We start from the raw sequence: 13332 nt of genomic DNA on the forward strand, positions 1-13332 counted from the left end.
GGAAGTGCGGTGCGCAATGGCATCAAAGAAGTCCGGTGGTGAGCAGCCGCTCGCCGAGGTGAAGTTCCTGACCGTGGCGGAGGTCGCCACGGCCATGCGCGTGTCCAAGATGACGGTGTACCGGTTGGTGCACTCCGGTGAGCTGCCCGCGGTGCGGGTAGGTCGTTCGTTCCGGGTATCGGAGGACGCCGTGCACGACTACCTCAAGGGCGCCTTCTTCCAGGCCGGATAACCACGAGAAGCCGAAGCGGCCGGATCCCCGTGGGGACCGGTCGCTTCGTCATTTCCCGGATACGTCTCTGAGCGCGGCGGCCGCCTGCTTGACCACGTCGTCGGGCAGGTCCGACCACAGCTGATGATGAGCCGCCGCACTGGCCTGTACGGCGCGCTCCGCCAGCGCGACACCTTCGTCGGTCAGGCGGATCTGAGTGCCGCGGCCGTCCACAGGATCCGGCTCCCGGACCACGAGCCCGCGCCTGACCAGTTGGTTCGTCACGTTGCTCGTCCCGCCGGATGACAGCAGTAGATTGCGGCTCAGGTCGGAAGGCTTCTGCCGGTACGGCGTCCCCGTACGGCGCAGCGACACGATCACGTCGAACTCCGCCGTGGTCAGCCCGAGCTCCCGCAGCACCTGCCGGGTCGCCTCGTTCAGTTCGGTGGCGAGCAGGAGGATGCGCTTCGTCAGCTCGCTGGTCGGATAGAGCACCTCCGGCAACTCCCGCTGCCAGGACGCGATCAACCGATCCACCCGGTCACCGGTGGGGTCGCTCATGGTTGACAGCCTAACTGCCTTTGGTGATAGCTTTCAGAAAAGCTTTCTAGTGAGGGAGTTCTGCGGATGCGGATGTTGTTGCGGGGTGGAGTGGTCGTCGACACCGAGCCGGAGGTGGTGGCGCGGCCGGAGACCGACGTACTGATCGAGGACGGGCGGATCGCGGCTGTCGGGGCTGCGTTGATCGGGGACAGCGAGGCGGCGGACGTCGAGGTGATCGACGCTCGGGAGCGGATCGTGCTGCCCGGGTTCGTCGACACGCATCGGCACCTGTGGCAGTCGGCGTTGCGGGGGATCGCGGTCGACGCGGATCTCGGGGTGTACTTCGAGCGGGTGCTGACCGGCTTCGGCGCACGGTTCCGGCCGGAGGATGTTGCTGCGGGCAACCTTGCCGGTGCGCTCGACTGCCTGAACGCCGGCACCACGACCGTGCAGGACTTCTCCCATGTGCAGAGCTCGGACGAGCACGCCGACGCAGCGCTGGATGCCTTGCAGGACAGCGGAATCCGGGCTGTCTTCGGCTACGGTCCGCCGCCGCTCGGTGGCGGTGCGGTCGATCCGGCCGGGATGCGGCGGATCATGGCACGGGCGTCGGACCGGCTGAGTCTCGCGGTCGCGGCGATCGGGCCTTCGTTCGTGCCGTTCGACATCGTTCGCGCCGACTGGGAGTTGGCCGACTCCCTCGGGGTGCCGGTCGTGGTGCACATCAGCAGTAGTGCGCAGGCGGTCGATCCGATCACGCGGCTGCGCGACGCGGGCCTGCTGCGGTCGAACACGCTGTACGTGCACGGCAACAACCTGCCGGACTCCGAGTTGAAGCTGATCGCAGAGTCCGGTGCGGCCGTCTCGGCGACGCCGGTGGTCGAAGCCCGGATGGGGATGGGACAACCGCTGGCCGGCCGGTTGCGTGCGGCCGGCGTCAATCTCAGTCTTGGGACAGATGTGGTGACGACCGGTGGTGGTGACATGTTCGGTGCGATGCATGAGGTGCTTGCGCTCGGCTACCGGACGTTCTCGGCTGCCGACGTACTCCGGATCGCCACGCTGGAGGGTGCTCGGGCGCTCGGGCTGACGAATGTCGGCTCGCTTGCTGTTGGCAACCAGGCTGACGTGGTGTTGCTGCGGACAACCGATATCAACCTGGCCGGCGGATTGCATGATGCGGTCGGGACCGTGGTCACCTCGGCTCATGCCGGGAACGTCGACACGGTGCTGGTCGGCGGCCGGATCGTCAAACGCGGCGGTGAGCTTGTGAGTGCGTCAGTTCCCGCAGCTCTGCAGGCGTTGGCCGACTCGACCGCCTACCTCACCGCTTGAGGAGCTCGGTGATGGCCGCGACGATCTCCGCCGGGGCCTCCTCGGCCATGAAGTGACCGGACTTCGTGGTCTGGTGGTGCAGGTCGGGAGCCCAGGCCCGCCAGTGGGCGGCGGCATCGAAGCCGAGTGCGGCACCCCAGTCCTGCTGGATCACCATGACCGGCATCCGCAGTTTGTTGCCCTCAGCAAGATCGTGCTCGTCGTGGGTGACATCGATGGTTGCCGAGGCGCGGTAGTCCGCGACGATCGACGGTACGGCGGCCCGGCAGGCGTCCAGGTAGTGGGCGCGGACGTCGACCGGGATCACCGTCGGATCGTTCGACCAGATGTCGAGGAAATGGCCGAAGAACCTGTCGGCAGTCGCCGCGATCATCTCCTCGGCGAGGCCGGGCGGCTGTGCCATCAGGTAGAGGTGGAAGCCGACCGCGGCGGTGGTCCCGTGCATGACGTCCCACATGTCCAGGGTCGGCAGGACATCAAGGCACATCAGGTGCGTGATGGCGTCCGGGTGGTCGAGACCCGCGCGGAACGCGACCAGAGCGCCGCGATCGTGACCGGCCAAGGCGAAGCGCGGGAAGTTGAGCCCATTGGCGAGGGCGACAATGTCCGCGGCCATCACCCGCTTCGAGTAGCTGTCACCAGCCGGCTTGTCGCTGGCGCCGTACCCGCGGAGGTCGGGGACGATCACCGTGTGGTTGCTGGCCAGGTCGGCGGCGACGTGCCGCCACATCAGGTGGGTCTGCGGGAAGCCGTGCAGGAGGACGATCGGCGTACCGGAACCGCCGACGGCGACGTTGAGTTCGACGTCGTCCACGCCGGGCAGGCGGAGATAGTCGAAGCCGTTGATCTTCATGCCTGCCAGCGTCGCGGGTCCGGATGAGCATTGGATGAGCGCTACCGTGGCCGGGTGGAATTCGGGGTGCTCGGGCCGGTCGTTGCCTGGGACGAGGCCGGGCAGCCGGTGGCGCTGAAGGGGCCGCGGCACCGGGCGGTACTGGCGCGGTTGATCGTGGCTCGTGGTCGCGTCGTACCGGCGACTGCTCTGGTGGATGAGCTGTGGGTCGATCCGCCGGATGGTGGGTTGAGTGCGGTGCGGACGTTCGTGGCGGCGCTGCGGCGGGCGCTGGAGCCTGACCGGCCGCCGCGGACGCCTGCGCGGTTGCTGGTGACCGAGGGCCCTGGGTATGCGTTGCGGACAGACGCTGTGGACGCCTGGCGGTTCGAGGAGGCCTTGCGGGTTTCGTCGCGGCCGGAGGAGTTGGTGGCGGCGCTTGGGTTGTGGCGCGGGCCGGCGTACGCGGAGTTTGCTGACGAAGGGTGGGCGCAGGGGGAGCGGTCCCGGCTGACTGAGTTGCGGCTGCAGGCTGTTGAGCGACTGGCGGAGATGCGGCTGGCGTTGGGGCTGGCGGCTGAGGCTGTGGCCGAGTTGGACGGGCACGTGACCGAGCACCCGTGGCGTGAGGACGCATGGCGGTTGCTGGCGTTGGCCTTGTACCGGAGCGGTCGGCAGGGCGATGCTCTCGCCGTACTGCGTCGTGCCCGGGCCATGCTGGTCGACCAGCTCGGAGTGGATCCGAGTACGGCGCTGAGCCGGTTGGAGACCGACATCCTCAACCAGGCCGCGCAGCTGATGCCGGTCTCGAACGTGTGGGCGGAGACGGCCGCGGCGTACGAGGCGACTGTAGGTGGGACGCGGGCCCGGTTGGAGTCAACGGTTGGTCTGCTACGCGATCTCGCCGTCACCGGGGCCGGCGGGCTGGAGGCTGCCCGTCGGCATCGGCTGGCCGCGATCAGTGCGGCGGAGGAGTTGGGGGATTCTGAGCTCACCGCGCGGGTGATCGGGGCGTACGACGTACCTGCGATCTGGACGCGGTCCGACGACGCGGCGCAGGCCTCGGCGGTCGTGGCTGCGGCTGAGCGGGCGTTGCCTAGGCAGGAGCATCCGAAGGCGCGGGCTCGGCTCCTCGCGACGATCGCGCTCGAGTCGCGGGGCTCGCGGGCGCCTCGGCCTCGGCAGGCGGCGTTGGAGGCCGTGGAGATCGCCCGTGAGGCTGATGATCCGGGGTTGCTCGCCTTTGCGCTGAACGGGCTCTTCATGCAGGCGTGTTACCGGGCCGGCCTGTCGGCCGAACGCGACGCGATCGGTGCTGAGCTGATCGCAATCTCCCAGCGCCATGCGCTGACGACGTACGAGGTCCTCGGTCACCTGATCTGCCTGCAGTCCGCCTGCGCCGTCGCCGACCACTCTGCGGCCGACCATCACGCAGCAGCCGCTGACACCCTGGCTGCTCGTCACGAGCTCCCGTTGGTTGGGGTCTTCACCCGGTGGTACGCCGCACTTCGCGAAGACACCGTCTCCGCCTACCAGGAGGCCGCCGCGGAGACCGCGGGCATGCCGGGGCTGTCCGAGGGACTGCTCCCGCTGGCTCTCGCGGCCCACGCCGTACGCCATAAACAGCCGTTGCCCGAGGCCGACTACGGCCCGCACACCCCGTGGGTCCGCCCACTGCTCCTGGATGACGTCGCCGCCCTGCGAGCTGTACCGGATCCACCACCAGGCCTTCTCCTGGAAGCCCACTGGGCCCTGATCGCCCACGCCGCACGGCAACTTGGTGACGCCCAGACCCTCGAACGCGCGCGGACCGCGCTCGCACCCGCGTCGACCGAACAAGCAGGAGCGGCCTCGGGTCTTCTCACCCTTGGCGCGGTCGCCGACTACCTCTGACGACTATGTAGGCCAGACCGAAAAGGCTTCCGGGTGCCTCGGCCAGCTCCTAGGGTCAGGAAGAAGCGACCCCCGAGAAGGCTGGAGTGGCGGATGAAGGTCAGCATGACGGTGACGGACCATGCCTGGACCGATGCTGTGGACGGCTTGCGGCGGATCGTGGAGCTTGCCGACGCGGGTGGGATCGACACGATCTGGGTGCCGGATCACCTGTTCCAGGCCGATCCGACCAGTCATCCGCAGGCCGAGCTGTTCGAGGCCGTCAGCATGCTCGGGTACCTGGCCGCGATCACCAGCCGGTCCCGGATCGGGATGCTGGTGTCGCCAGTGCCGTTCCGGCCGCCCGCTGTTCAGGTGAAGGCGATCGCGACGCTGGACGCGTTCACGCGTGGGCGCGCCTGGTTCGGGGTCGGGATCGGGTGGGAGGGCGACGAGGCGCGGGCGATGGGGATTCCGCTCGAGCCGGCCAAGGCGCGGTTCGAGCAGTTGGACGAGTTGCTGGACATCGCGGATCGCATGTTCGCCGGCGACAGTTCGCCGTACGAGGGCAAGCATTTCCAGCTCGGTGGGCCGATCTGCAGCCCGCGGCCGGCCACCCGTCCGCCCGTACTGATCGGTGGCACGGGGGAGCAGAAGACGCTGCGGATGGTGGCGCGGCGTGCGGACGCGTGCAACCTGTTCGACCTGCCCGACGGAGGTACGACGGTCCGCCACAAACTCGACGTACTGCGCAAGCACTGCGAGGACTACGGCCGTCCGTACGGCGAGATCGCGAAGACCCTCTCCACCCGGCTGACTCCGGACGACACCGTCACCACCTTCGTCGAACGTTGCCGCGAGCAAGCATCGTGGGGAATCGACCACGTCATCGTGATCCGCTCAGGCCCATGGACACCAGAATCCACTGAGATCCTCACCACCGCAGTACCCGAGGTCGCCGCCCTCTGACTCCCAGCGACCTCCCAGGTTCCTCCCAGGACGGTCGCAGTCCTCGGGTCGAGGATTGACTCATCGACCCGAGGAGGAACCCATGATCCCGATCAAGCTCGTCAAGACCGTTGCCGTGAGCACCATTGCCGGCCTGGGCCTGGCAGCCGTCGCGTTCACGCCGGCGGCCTATGCAACCACCACCACGCCGACCGCCGCCCCACACCTGGCCGTCCTCACCGACCCGATCATCCAGATCCCAACCCGCAAAGCCGCGTGAGATCAGCAGCTCTTGAGTGAGTAGACCGGCCTGAATCGACGAAAGAGTCGAACGTGCTACGGGCGGCGGGCCCGGACGGCGAGCGAGTGCGGGACGCCGGTCTCGCCTGGTTCCTCGAAGCGTTCGATGGTGAGGCCGGTGTTGAGGAAGGCGTTCAGGTAGTCGGCCAGCGGGAGATGGTTCATGCCGATCCGCCGGCGGATACCGTCGGCTGCCCACCACTCCGACTCCTTCTGCCAACCCGGCTCCCGGTAGTTGGGGTGGATGAGCCTGCTGCCGTCCTCGTCCCAGACGACGTGCGGACCGTTGAAGCACGGATGTACGCCGTACTCGACCAGGACACCGCCCGGCCGCAGCAGCCGGGTCGCCTCGTGCAGGACCGCACCGAAATCGTCGACGTCGGTCGAGATCCACATCACCATCACGGTGTCGAACGACTGGTCCGCGAACGGGAGGGCGGCGGCGTCCGCATGGCTCAACGGTCCGTCGGTCCGGGTGCGTGCGCGGCGAAGTTGATCCGTCGAGTAGTCCACACCGACGACGCTGCGACCGCTCGCACGGATGGTTTCGAAGTTCCGGCCGGTGCCGCAGCCGAGGTCCAGACAGGGTCCTGAGCCTGGCCCGAGCAGTTCGAGGAGTCCGGGTTGGTGTGGCTCCGCGCCGTTCACGAAACGGTCGTCGTACCAGTCGGCCAGACCGTCGTACTTGGCCTTCGTGCCAGCGCCCATCGCAGCCTCCCCAGGTCGGTCTCCACCCTATCCGCGGCCTGCTTTAGGTTCACGCGGTCGCGTACAGGTAAGCTTTGCCGACGTTCTCTTTGAGTTTGGATGGTCGACTGTGGGTTCGGTAATCAAGAAGCGCCGTAAGCGGATGGCGAAGAAGAAGCACCGCAAGCTGCTGAAGAAGACGCGGGTGCAGCGCCGCAAGCTCGGCAAGTAAGCAGGTCCCGCCGCGCCCGATCGTAGGACGAACACAGGGCGCGGCATCGTGTGGGATTGCTGTCTGGCTGGGGGTCTCTCGTGGCACAGGTGGTGATGGTGACCGGCGTCTCGCGAGACGCCGGTGCTCGCTGTGCCCGGAAGCTGGCCGACGACCCGTCGATCGGCACGGTGCTCGGCGTCGACGTGGTGCCCCCGCGCGCCGAGCTGGGCCGGGTCCGGTTCGTCCGGGCCGATATTCGCAACCCCGTGATCGCCAAGGTGATCGCCGCGGAGGACGTCGACACCGTCGTCCATACCGGCGTCGTGGCGACCCCGGGCAGCGCCGGCGGCCGGGCGTCGATGAAAGAGATCAACGTCATCGGCACCATGCAGCTGCTCGCCGCCTGCCAGAAGGCGCCCGGCGTGGCCAAGCTGGTGGTGAAGTCGTCGACCACGGTGTACGGCGCGGGTCCGCGTGACCCGGCCATGTTCACCGAGGAGATGGCGCCGCGGGCGATCCACCAGACCGGTCTGAGCAGGGACGCGGTCGAGGTCGAGGGGTATGTGCGCGGGTTCGCCCGGCGCCGCCCCGATGTCTGCGTGAGCACGCTCCGGATGGCGAACTGGATCGGCCCCAAGACCGACTCCCCGATGACGCGCTACTTCGCGATGCCCGTCGTACCGACCGTCTTCGGGTACGACGCCCGCCTGCAGTTCCTGCATGAGGACGACGGCGTCGCGGCGATCCTGCACGCGACCGTGAACGATCTCCCGGGGACGTTCAACCTGGCCGGCGACGGTGTGATCTCGCTGTCCCAGGCGATCCGCCGGCTCGGCCGGCCGACGCTCCGGCTGCCCTCGTTCACCGCGGCCAGCACAGCGGCTGCCGTCCGCCGGGCGCGGCTCGCGGACTTCTCGCCGGACCAGATCACGTTCCTGACGTACGGTCGGGCGGTGGATACGACGCGAATGCGGACGGAGTTCGGGTTCGAGCCCGGGTACACGACCGCCGCGGCGTTCGACGACTTCCGGGCCTCGCTCGGACCAGGCACCATGACGCGGGTTTCGGGGTTGCTGTCGGCCGGACTGGGAGCGCTGCGTGGCTGACGCGGACGTGATCCCGATCGGTTCCGGCGGACGCCCGGGCCGCGGGAGTGGCCGACGTACGACGCCCTCCGCCGCGACACGTGCTCTCGCCGGGCCGGGTGCGGGCCGGTCGAAGAAGGCGGGCCGGAAGCCTGACCAGGACAATCGGGTCACCGAGGTCGAGGACGCGGTCATCGAGGCGCCACCGATTGCCGAGGTCCCACCGGCCCAGGCCGGCTTCGACTTCGCCGGGCTCGAGCGGGTGGTGCGCGAGCTGTTCGGTGAGGACGGGGAGCGGCGGGTCGCGGAGTGGCTGGCCTTCCTGCGGCGGCGGTTGAGCGGGCAGTACGAACTCGACGAGTTCGGGTACGACTCCGAGCTGACCGACCAGGTGCTGCTGCCGATGCTGCGCCCGATGGTGGAGAAGTGGTTCCGGGTCGAGGTGCGCGGGATCGAGAACATCCCGACCGACGGCAGCGCGCTGATCGTCGCGAACCACTCCGGCACGATGCCGCTCGACGGACTGGTCACCCAGGTGGTGGTCGCCGATCAGACGAACCGTCCACTGCGGACACTCGCGGCGGACCTGGTCTTCCAGACGCCGTTCGTCGGCGAACTGTCCCGCAAGGGCGGCGCGACGCTGGCGAACAACGACGACGCGGAGCGGCTGCTGCGGCAGGGCAACCTGGTCGGGGTCTGGCCGGAGGGGTTCAAGGGCCTCGGGAAGCCGTTCGCCGAGCGGTACAAGCTGCAGCGGTTCGGGCGGGGCGGATTCGTGAGCGCTGCGATGCGGACCGGCGTACCGATCGTTCCGTGCTCGATCGTCGGGGCCGAGGAGATCTATCCGCTCGTCGGCAACATCGCCTCGCTGGCCCGGCTGCTCGGTGTTCCTTATATCCCGATCACACCGTTCTTCCCCCTGCTCGGGCCGCTCGGCCTGATCCCGCTGCCGTCGAAGTGGCTGATCGAGTTCGGCGAGCCGATCCGCACCGACGAGTTCCCCGAGGGTGCCGCCGACGACCCGATGCTGGTCTTCAACGTCACCGACCAGGTCCGCGAAACCATCCAGCAGACCCTCTACACCCTCCTGATGCAACGCCGCGGCGTCTTCTTCTGACCCCACCCCACGCCTTCGCCGGCCCCACCGCGCGCGGCATTCGAGGGGATATCGACTCCGGTGATGGGTTCTCGGCTGGTATGCGGGTAGAGAACCCGCGACTCGAGGGGGTATCCCCTCGAATGTCCGGACGACAGAAAGCCCGGCACACCACCTGGTGTGCCGGGCTTCTGATGTCAGTGGTCTTGGCGAGCTACTTCCATGGGGGCAAGAGGGTCTCCAGGACTCCTGGGATGTTGATGATCGGGGTCGAGGGCAGTCCCAGGGACGGGAACGGCCACGGCCACGACGGGGTGCCGCTGGGTGGAAGTGAAGGGATCACCGTCGGGGTCGTCGTCGGCGAGTGAGACGACGAAGATGGTTTCGGCGGGGTCTTCAGTGATGGCTGGGGCGTGTTGGACTGCTCCAGGATCGTGGTGTTCGGAATCTTGGACGGTGCCGTGGTCGGCACCACCGTGGTGGAAACACCAGGCGTCGGCGCCGTCGACGGCTTTGTCGTCGGATTGCCGTTGCCCGAGTCGCTCGGCTCCGTGGTCGGAGCCGGACGGTTCGGCTGGGTACCACCCTTGGCCGGCTTCGGTGCATCGCACTTCGGGCAGGCGACCGTGGTGTGCTTGGCCAGGTCCTCGATCGTCGCCAGTGCCTCCACGGCGTACTTCAGCGACTCCGGTGGGAGCTTCGGCGCGAGCTCACCAAGGGCCTGGCGGGCGCTGGTGATGAAGCCCGTGATCGCCGTGATCGACGTCTGGTCGCCGTCCTGCTGGTACGACGCGACCAGTCGGGACACACCCTTGCGGGCCTGTGCCGAGAAGTCGTCGAGAGTGCTGTTGATGGTGCCAACACTGCCGCCGGAGTCGGCGAGTTGCTGGACCTCGGACAGTCGGGTCATCGCATGCTCGAGATCGCGCCGGCCGCGAGAGTCGTCGCCGACGCTCACATTGGTCGAAACGTTCTCGATGCTGCGCTTCATCCCGTACAGCGTGTCGCCGGGCATGGCCTGTTGAGCGGCGGCGGCAGAACCGATGCCACCTCCGAGCAGGACCAGCGCGGCGGTACTGGCCACGAGCCGGATGCGCCGGCCGTGACGATGGCGGATATCTGTCACGGACGCGTCGACGTCCTCGCCACCCGGCGGGTCGTCGGAGCTGTCTGGGGTGCTGCGCACCACCATCGGAGTCGTCGTCGCCGCGCGGGCGGCCGCCTGTTCGAGCAGACGGTGCCGTAGTTCGGCGCTGAACTCCGGACGCGGTGCAACTGCGCCGGCGGTCCTCAGCCGTCCGACGAGTTCTACAGCCTCCACAAGCTCCGGGTCATCGCTGTGTCGCGAAGAGTGACGGGGCCCGTGATCGACGGCGTGCGCGAATTGCTCCGCGCGCGCTCGAGCCCTGTGTAGGTCACTCATGGATTCTCGTTCTCCTCAATGGTCCAGTCGGGGTCACCGACAGGTCCTCACCAGGCAAACGAGGAAACTCCCTGACGGGTTACGAAAGACATTCGTTGTCATCCGCCTCACCTCAAGTCCTTGGGGATAACCTTCGCCAAGTGCCGTACGGCCCTCAGTTGCAGTTGCTTGACGGCGCCTTCGGATTTCTCCAGCGCCTTGGCCGTTTCCGCGATCGACAACCCTGCGAAGAACCGCATCGTCAGACAGTCGCGTTGTTCGTCGGGCAAGCCCGCGACGGCGTCCCGCAGCACCTCGGCGGTGGCGGCGGCCAGTACGTCGACCTCCGGCCCCTCGGTCTGCCGGTCGTGCGTCTCGATCTCGTCCGTGACCACTTCCAGCCGGACCCGGCCGGATTTGTAGTGGTCGGTGATCAGGTTCCGGGCGATCGTCACCAGCCAGGCGCCGAAGTCCCGGCCCTGCCAGCGGAACGAGTCCAGCGCACGCAGCGCCCGGACGAAGGTTTCACTGGTCAGGTCCTCCGCGAGTGCCGATGACGACACCCGCGCGTAGATGTAGCGATAGACGGTGAGCGAGTACTCGTCGTACAGCTCACCGAAGGCACCGACGTCCCCGGCCTGGGCGCGATCGACGAGCTCTGCACGTCTCATCCCGTCCGGGCTTGGCTCCGGCGTCGTCAAGATCTCTCCCCGTTCAAATGACCCGTCGTCTGACACATCCGCGCTTGGCCACAGCTGCTGAGACAGCACCGAGCGTTACGTGAGAAGCACTCGCTGTCAACAGCGCGAGGCGCGCCGTCCTTCCGTCCGGTCATCGATCGTCACGAATGCGCCAGCGGACCGCGGCCGGTGTACGGCGCAGCCTGCTGTCGGGGTTCTCGCGCATGGTCTCCCCATGCGGACGGTTCTGCAGTGTGAGGTTCAGCAGATGTCGCCCACAAGGTCACTTGTATATATCCCGTCACGCTCTGCTGCAACCGTTCCGACCAGCCGGTCGGGAAAGAACGCCCCGGGCCGCATGACAGACTCACCTGGTGAACTTCAATTTCGCGGACATTCTTCGTGACACAGCGCAACGTCACGGCGAACGTCTCGCGCTGGTCGACGGGGATCGGCGGCTGTCCTGGAGCGAGCTCGACCAGGCCGTCGACCGGACCGCGCAGGGGTTCGCCGCGGCCGGTCTGGTGCCGGGGTACCGAGTGGTGCTGCTGGTTGCCAACAGCATCGAATTTGTCACGTCCTACCTGGGGATTCTCCGCGCCGGCCTCGTTGCCGTGCCGCTGAACACCGGGCTCACCAAACCCGAGATCGCGAACGTCGTGACGCACTCCGGAGCCCGGCTCGCGGTCGTCACCGCAGACCTCGCGGAGCGTGTCGAGAGCGTGCGAGCGGTCGCACCGGACGAGCTCGAAGGTAACGCTCCGTTACTTCCGTCGATCGACCCGGAGACCCTCGCCGTGCTGCTGTACACGTCGGGGACGAGTGGCGATCCGCGCGCCGCGATGTTGAGTCATCGTGCTCTGGCGTCGAACGTGAAGAACCTCTCCGAGCTCGGCGAGGACCGGATGGGACCGGAGGACGTCGTACTCGGCGTCCTTCCGATGTTCCACGCGTTCGGTCTGAACGCCGTCCTCGGCTGGGCGGTGAAGACCGGCGCGGCCCTCGTCATCGATCAGCGGTTCGAGCCGGCTCACACCTTCGACCTGATCCGGAAGCACGGCGTGACGCGGTTGCCGCTCGCACCGCCGGCGCTGCACGCGCTCGTGGCCAGCCCGGAGCTGCGCGACGCGCTGCAGTCGGTCAAGGTCGTCCTGACCGGGGCGTCGACCCTGGATCCCGCGCTCGCGGTTCGCTTCGAGCTGGCCAGCGGCCTCTTCGTGCACCAGGGGTACGGCCTGACCGAGGCTTCCCCGGGCGTCACCACGACGTTGGGCGAGAGCGAGCCGAAGCCCGGTTCGGTCGGCCGCCCGCTGCCGAACGTCGAGCTCCGGATCGCGGACGAGCAGGGTGAGGACGTCGAGGGCGACGACCCCGGCGAGATCCTGATCCGCGGCGGCAACCTGTTCTCCGGTTACTGGCCGGACGGTGTGGAAGGCCCGGACGAGGAGGGCTGGTACCGCACCGGCGACGTCGGCTACCTCGACCCGGAAGGCGATCTGTTCCTGGTCGACCGGTTGCGCGAGCTGATCATCGTGTCCGGCTTCAACGTCTTCCCCAGCGAGGTCGAGGAGGTGCTCGTCGGTGCTCCCGGCGTACGGGAGGCTGCCGTTATCGGCGTACCGTCCGAGGAGACGGGCGAGGCCGTGAAGGCGTTCGTCGTACCGCAGCCGGATCAGACCGTCGACCCGGGCGAGGTCCGGGAGTACGCCGGGTCCCGGTTGGCCCGGTTCAAGTGCCCGGCCGAGATCGAGGTGGTGGACCACCTGCCGCACTCGGTCACCGGCAAGGTCGCGAAGGGCAGGCTGCGGGAGGCACCCCGATGAGCCGCGTCACGCTGTACAGCAAACCCGGCTGTCACCTCTGCGACGACGCCCGGACGATCGTCGAGCAGGTCTGCGCCGAGCTGTCGGTGGGGTGGACCGAGGTCGACATCACGCAGGATGACCGGCTGTTCACGGAGTACGGCGAACAGATCCCGGTCACTTTCGTCGACGGCAAGCAGCACGACTTCTGGCGTGTCGACCCCGTACGGCTCCGAAAGGCACTGTCCGGGTAGTGGGATGTCTCCCACGTCACTCTTACCGATTTTGTTCTCACGTTCACAAGCTCCTAGAGTAAGAACGGTCG

15 protein-coding genes are annotated in these 13332 nt (G+C 67.9%); 10 read left to right on the forward strand and 5 right to left on the reverse strand.

Annotation, left to right across the window (positions count from 1 at the left end; all coding sequences use genetic code 11):
* The first annotated feature begins 16 nt into the window (after window positions 1-16).
* Window positions 17-232, forward strand: a complete 216-nt coding sequence (locus tag AB0L70_RS14425; RefSeq protein ID WP_012923942.1) for a helix-turn-helix domain-containing protein — start codon at window positions 17-19, stop codon at window positions 230-232.
* Window positions 233-280: 48 nt separating this feature from the next.
* On the opposite strand, the gene AB0L70_RS14430 is transcribed toward AB0L70_RS14425, so the two are convergent.
* A complete protein-coding gene (locus AB0L70_RS14430; RefSeq protein ID WP_363683849.1) occupies window positions 281-772 on the reverse strand; it encodes a MarR family transcriptional regulator in 492 nt (163 codons plus the stop codon).
* A 66-nt stretch (window positions 773-838) separates the two neighbouring features.
* Between AB0L70_RS14430 and AB0L70_RS14435 the strand changes: the two genes are divergently transcribed.
* Entirely contained in the window at window positions 839-2089 is a 1251-nt protein-coding gene (locus AB0L70_RS14435; RefSeq protein WP_363683851.1) for an amidohydrolase family protein, read from the forward strand.
* On the opposite strand, the gene AB0L70_RS14440 is transcribed toward AB0L70_RS14435, so the two are convergent.
* Entirely contained in the window at window positions 2079-2942 is an 864-nt protein-coding gene (locus tag AB0L70_RS14440; RefSeq protein WP_363683853.1) for an alpha/beta hydrolase, read from the reverse strand. The two genes, AB0L70_RS14435 and AB0L70_RS14440, sit on opposite strands and share 11 nt — an antisense overlap.
* Window positions 2943-2996: 54 nt before the next feature.
* On the opposite strand from AB0L70_RS14440, the gene AB0L70_RS14445 reads away from it, so the two are divergent.
* The 3 genes from AB0L70_RS14445 to AB0L70_RS14455 all read left to right on the forward strand — a co-directional run bounded on the left by AB0L70_RS14445 (window position 2997) and on the right by AB0L70_RS14455 (window position 6021).
* Window positions 2997-4814, forward strand: coding sequence for a BTAD domain-containing putative transcriptional regulator (locus tag AB0L70_RS14445; RefSeq protein WP_363683855.1), 1818 nt, complete (start codon window positions 2997-2999; stop codon window positions 4812-4814).
* Window positions 4815-4907: 93 nt separating this feature from the next.
* The gene (locus AB0L70_RS14450; protein ID WP_363683857.1) at window positions 4908-5762 is read left to right on the forward strand and encodes an LLM class flavin-dependent oxidoreductase; all 855 of its coding nucleotides are present in this window, start codon (window positions 4908-4910) and stop codon (window positions 5760-5762) included.
* An 82-nt stretch (window positions 5763-5844) separates the two neighbouring features.
* On the forward strand, window positions 5845-6021 hold the full coding sequence (locus tag AB0L70_RS14455) for a hypothetical protein (protein ID WP_363683859.1): 177 nt from the start codon (window positions 5845-5847) through the stop codon (window positions 6019-6021).
* A 56-nt stretch (window positions 6022-6077) separates the two neighbouring features.
* Here the strand turns inward: AB0L70_RS14455 and AB0L70_RS14460 are convergent, their stop codons facing one another.
* Window positions 6078-6749, reverse strand: coding sequence for a class I SAM-dependent methyltransferase (locus AB0L70_RS14460; RefSeq protein ID WP_363683862.1), 672 nt, complete (start codon window positions 6747-6749; stop codon window positions 6078-6080).
* Between the two features lie 109 nt (window positions 6750-6858).
* Here AB0L70_RS14460 and AB0L70_RS14465 point away from each other — a divergent pair, with 109 nt between their 5' ends.
* The 3 genes from AB0L70_RS14465 (at window position 6859) to AB0L70_RS14475 (ending at window position 9144) form a co-directional block, all read left to right on the forward strand.
* Entirely contained in the window at window positions 6859-6960 is a 102-nt protein-coding gene (locus AB0L70_RS14465; RefSeq protein WP_008356322.1) for an AURKAIP1/COX24 domain-containing protein, read from the forward strand.
* Between the two features lie 80 nt (window positions 6961-7040).
* Complete coding sequence (locus AB0L70_RS14470; RefSeq protein WP_363683864.1) at window positions 7041-8048, forward strand: NAD-dependent epimerase/dehydratase family protein; 1008 nt, start codon at window positions 7041-7043, stop codon at window positions 8046-8048.
* Window positions 8041-9144 (forward strand): lysophospholipid acyltransferase family protein, encoded by a 1104-nt coding sequence (locus tag AB0L70_RS14475; RefSeq protein ID WP_363683866.1) that lies wholly within the window; start codon window positions 8041-8043, stop codon window positions 9142-9144. Before AB0L70_RS14470 ends, AB0L70_RS14475 begins: the two co-directional genes overlap by 8 nt.
* Before the next feature lie 193 nt (window positions 9145-9337).
* On the opposite strand, the gene AB0L70_RS14480 is transcribed toward AB0L70_RS14475, so the two are convergent.
* Together AB0L70_RS14480 and AB0L70_RS14485 are read right to left on the reverse strand one after the other, a co-directional pair.
* Window positions 9338-10444: a DUF5667 domain-containing protein gene (locus tag AB0L70_RS14480; RefSeq protein ID WP_363683868.1), complete on the reverse strand. Its 1107-nt coding sequence runs from the start codon at window positions 10442-10444 to the stop codon at window positions 9338-9340.
* 209 nt (window positions 10445-10653) lie between these two features.
* Window positions 10654-11196 (reverse strand): sigma-70 family RNA polymerase sigma factor, encoded by a 543-nt coding sequence (locus AB0L70_RS14485; RefSeq protein ID WP_363683870.1) that lies wholly within the window; start codon window positions 11194-11196, stop codon window positions 10654-10656.
* Window positions 11197-11579: 383 nt separating this feature from the next.
* Between AB0L70_RS14485 and AB0L70_RS14490 the strand changes: the two genes are divergently transcribed.
* The gene (locus AB0L70_RS14490; protein WP_363683872.1) at window positions 11580-13028 is read left to right on the forward strand and encodes an AMP-binding protein; all 1449 of its coding nucleotides are present in this window, start codon (window positions 11580-11582) and stop codon (window positions 13026-13028) included.
* Window positions 13025-13261 (forward strand): glutaredoxin family protein, encoded by a 237-nt coding sequence (locus tag AB0L70_RS14495; protein WP_363683874.1) that lies wholly within the window; start codon window positions 13025-13027, stop codon window positions 13259-13261. Before AB0L70_RS14490 ends, AB0L70_RS14495 begins: the two co-directional genes overlap by 4 nt.
* Window positions 13262-13332 lie beyond the last annotated feature (71 nt).

It is taken from the genome of Kribbella sp. NPDC051952, assembly GCF_040680855.1.
In the GTDB taxonomy this organism is placed as follows: domain Bacteria; phylum Actinomycetota; class Actinomycetes; order Propionibacteriales; family Kribbellaceae; genus Kribbella.

Excerpts from the sequence above, each read along its gene's own strand:
- AB0L70_RS14425 (WP_012923942.1), top strand. The coding sequence starts at position 17 with ATGGCATCAAAGAAGTCCGGTGGTGAGCAGCCGCTCGCCGAGGTGAAG.
- AB0L70_RS14430 (WP_363683849.1), bottom strand. The coding sequence starts at position 772 with ATGAGCGACCCCACCGGTGACCGGGTGGATCGGTTGATCGCGTCCTGG.
- AB0L70_RS14435 (WP_363683851.1), top strand. The coding sequence starts at position 839 with ATGCGGATGTTGTTGCGGGGTGGAGTGGTCGTCGACACCGAGCCGGAG.
- AB0L70_RS14440 (WP_363683853.1), bottom strand. The coding sequence starts at position 2,942 with ATGAAGATCAACGGCTTCGACTATCTCCGCCTGCCCGGCGTGGACGAC.
- AB0L70_RS14450 (WP_363683857.1), top strand. The coding sequence starts at position 4,908 with ATGAAGGTCAGCATGACGGTGACGGACCATGCCTGGACCGATGCTGTG.
- AB0L70_RS14455 (WP_363683859.1), top strand. The coding sequence starts at position 5,845 with ATGATCCCGATCAAGCTCGTCAAGACCGTTGCCGTGAGCACCATTGCC.
- AB0L70_RS14460 (WP_363683862.1), bottom strand. The coding sequence starts at position 6,749 with ATGGGCGCTGGCACGAAGGCCAAGTACGACGGTCTGGCCGACTGGTAC.
- AB0L70_RS14485 (WP_363683870.1), bottom strand. The coding sequence starts at position 11,196 with ATGAGACGTGCAGAGCTCGTCGATCGCGCCCAGGCCGGGGACGTCGGT.
- AB0L70_RS14495 (WP_363683874.1), top strand. The coding sequence starts at position 13,025 with ATGAGCCGCGTCACGCTGTACAGCAAACCCGGCTGTCACCTCTGCGAC.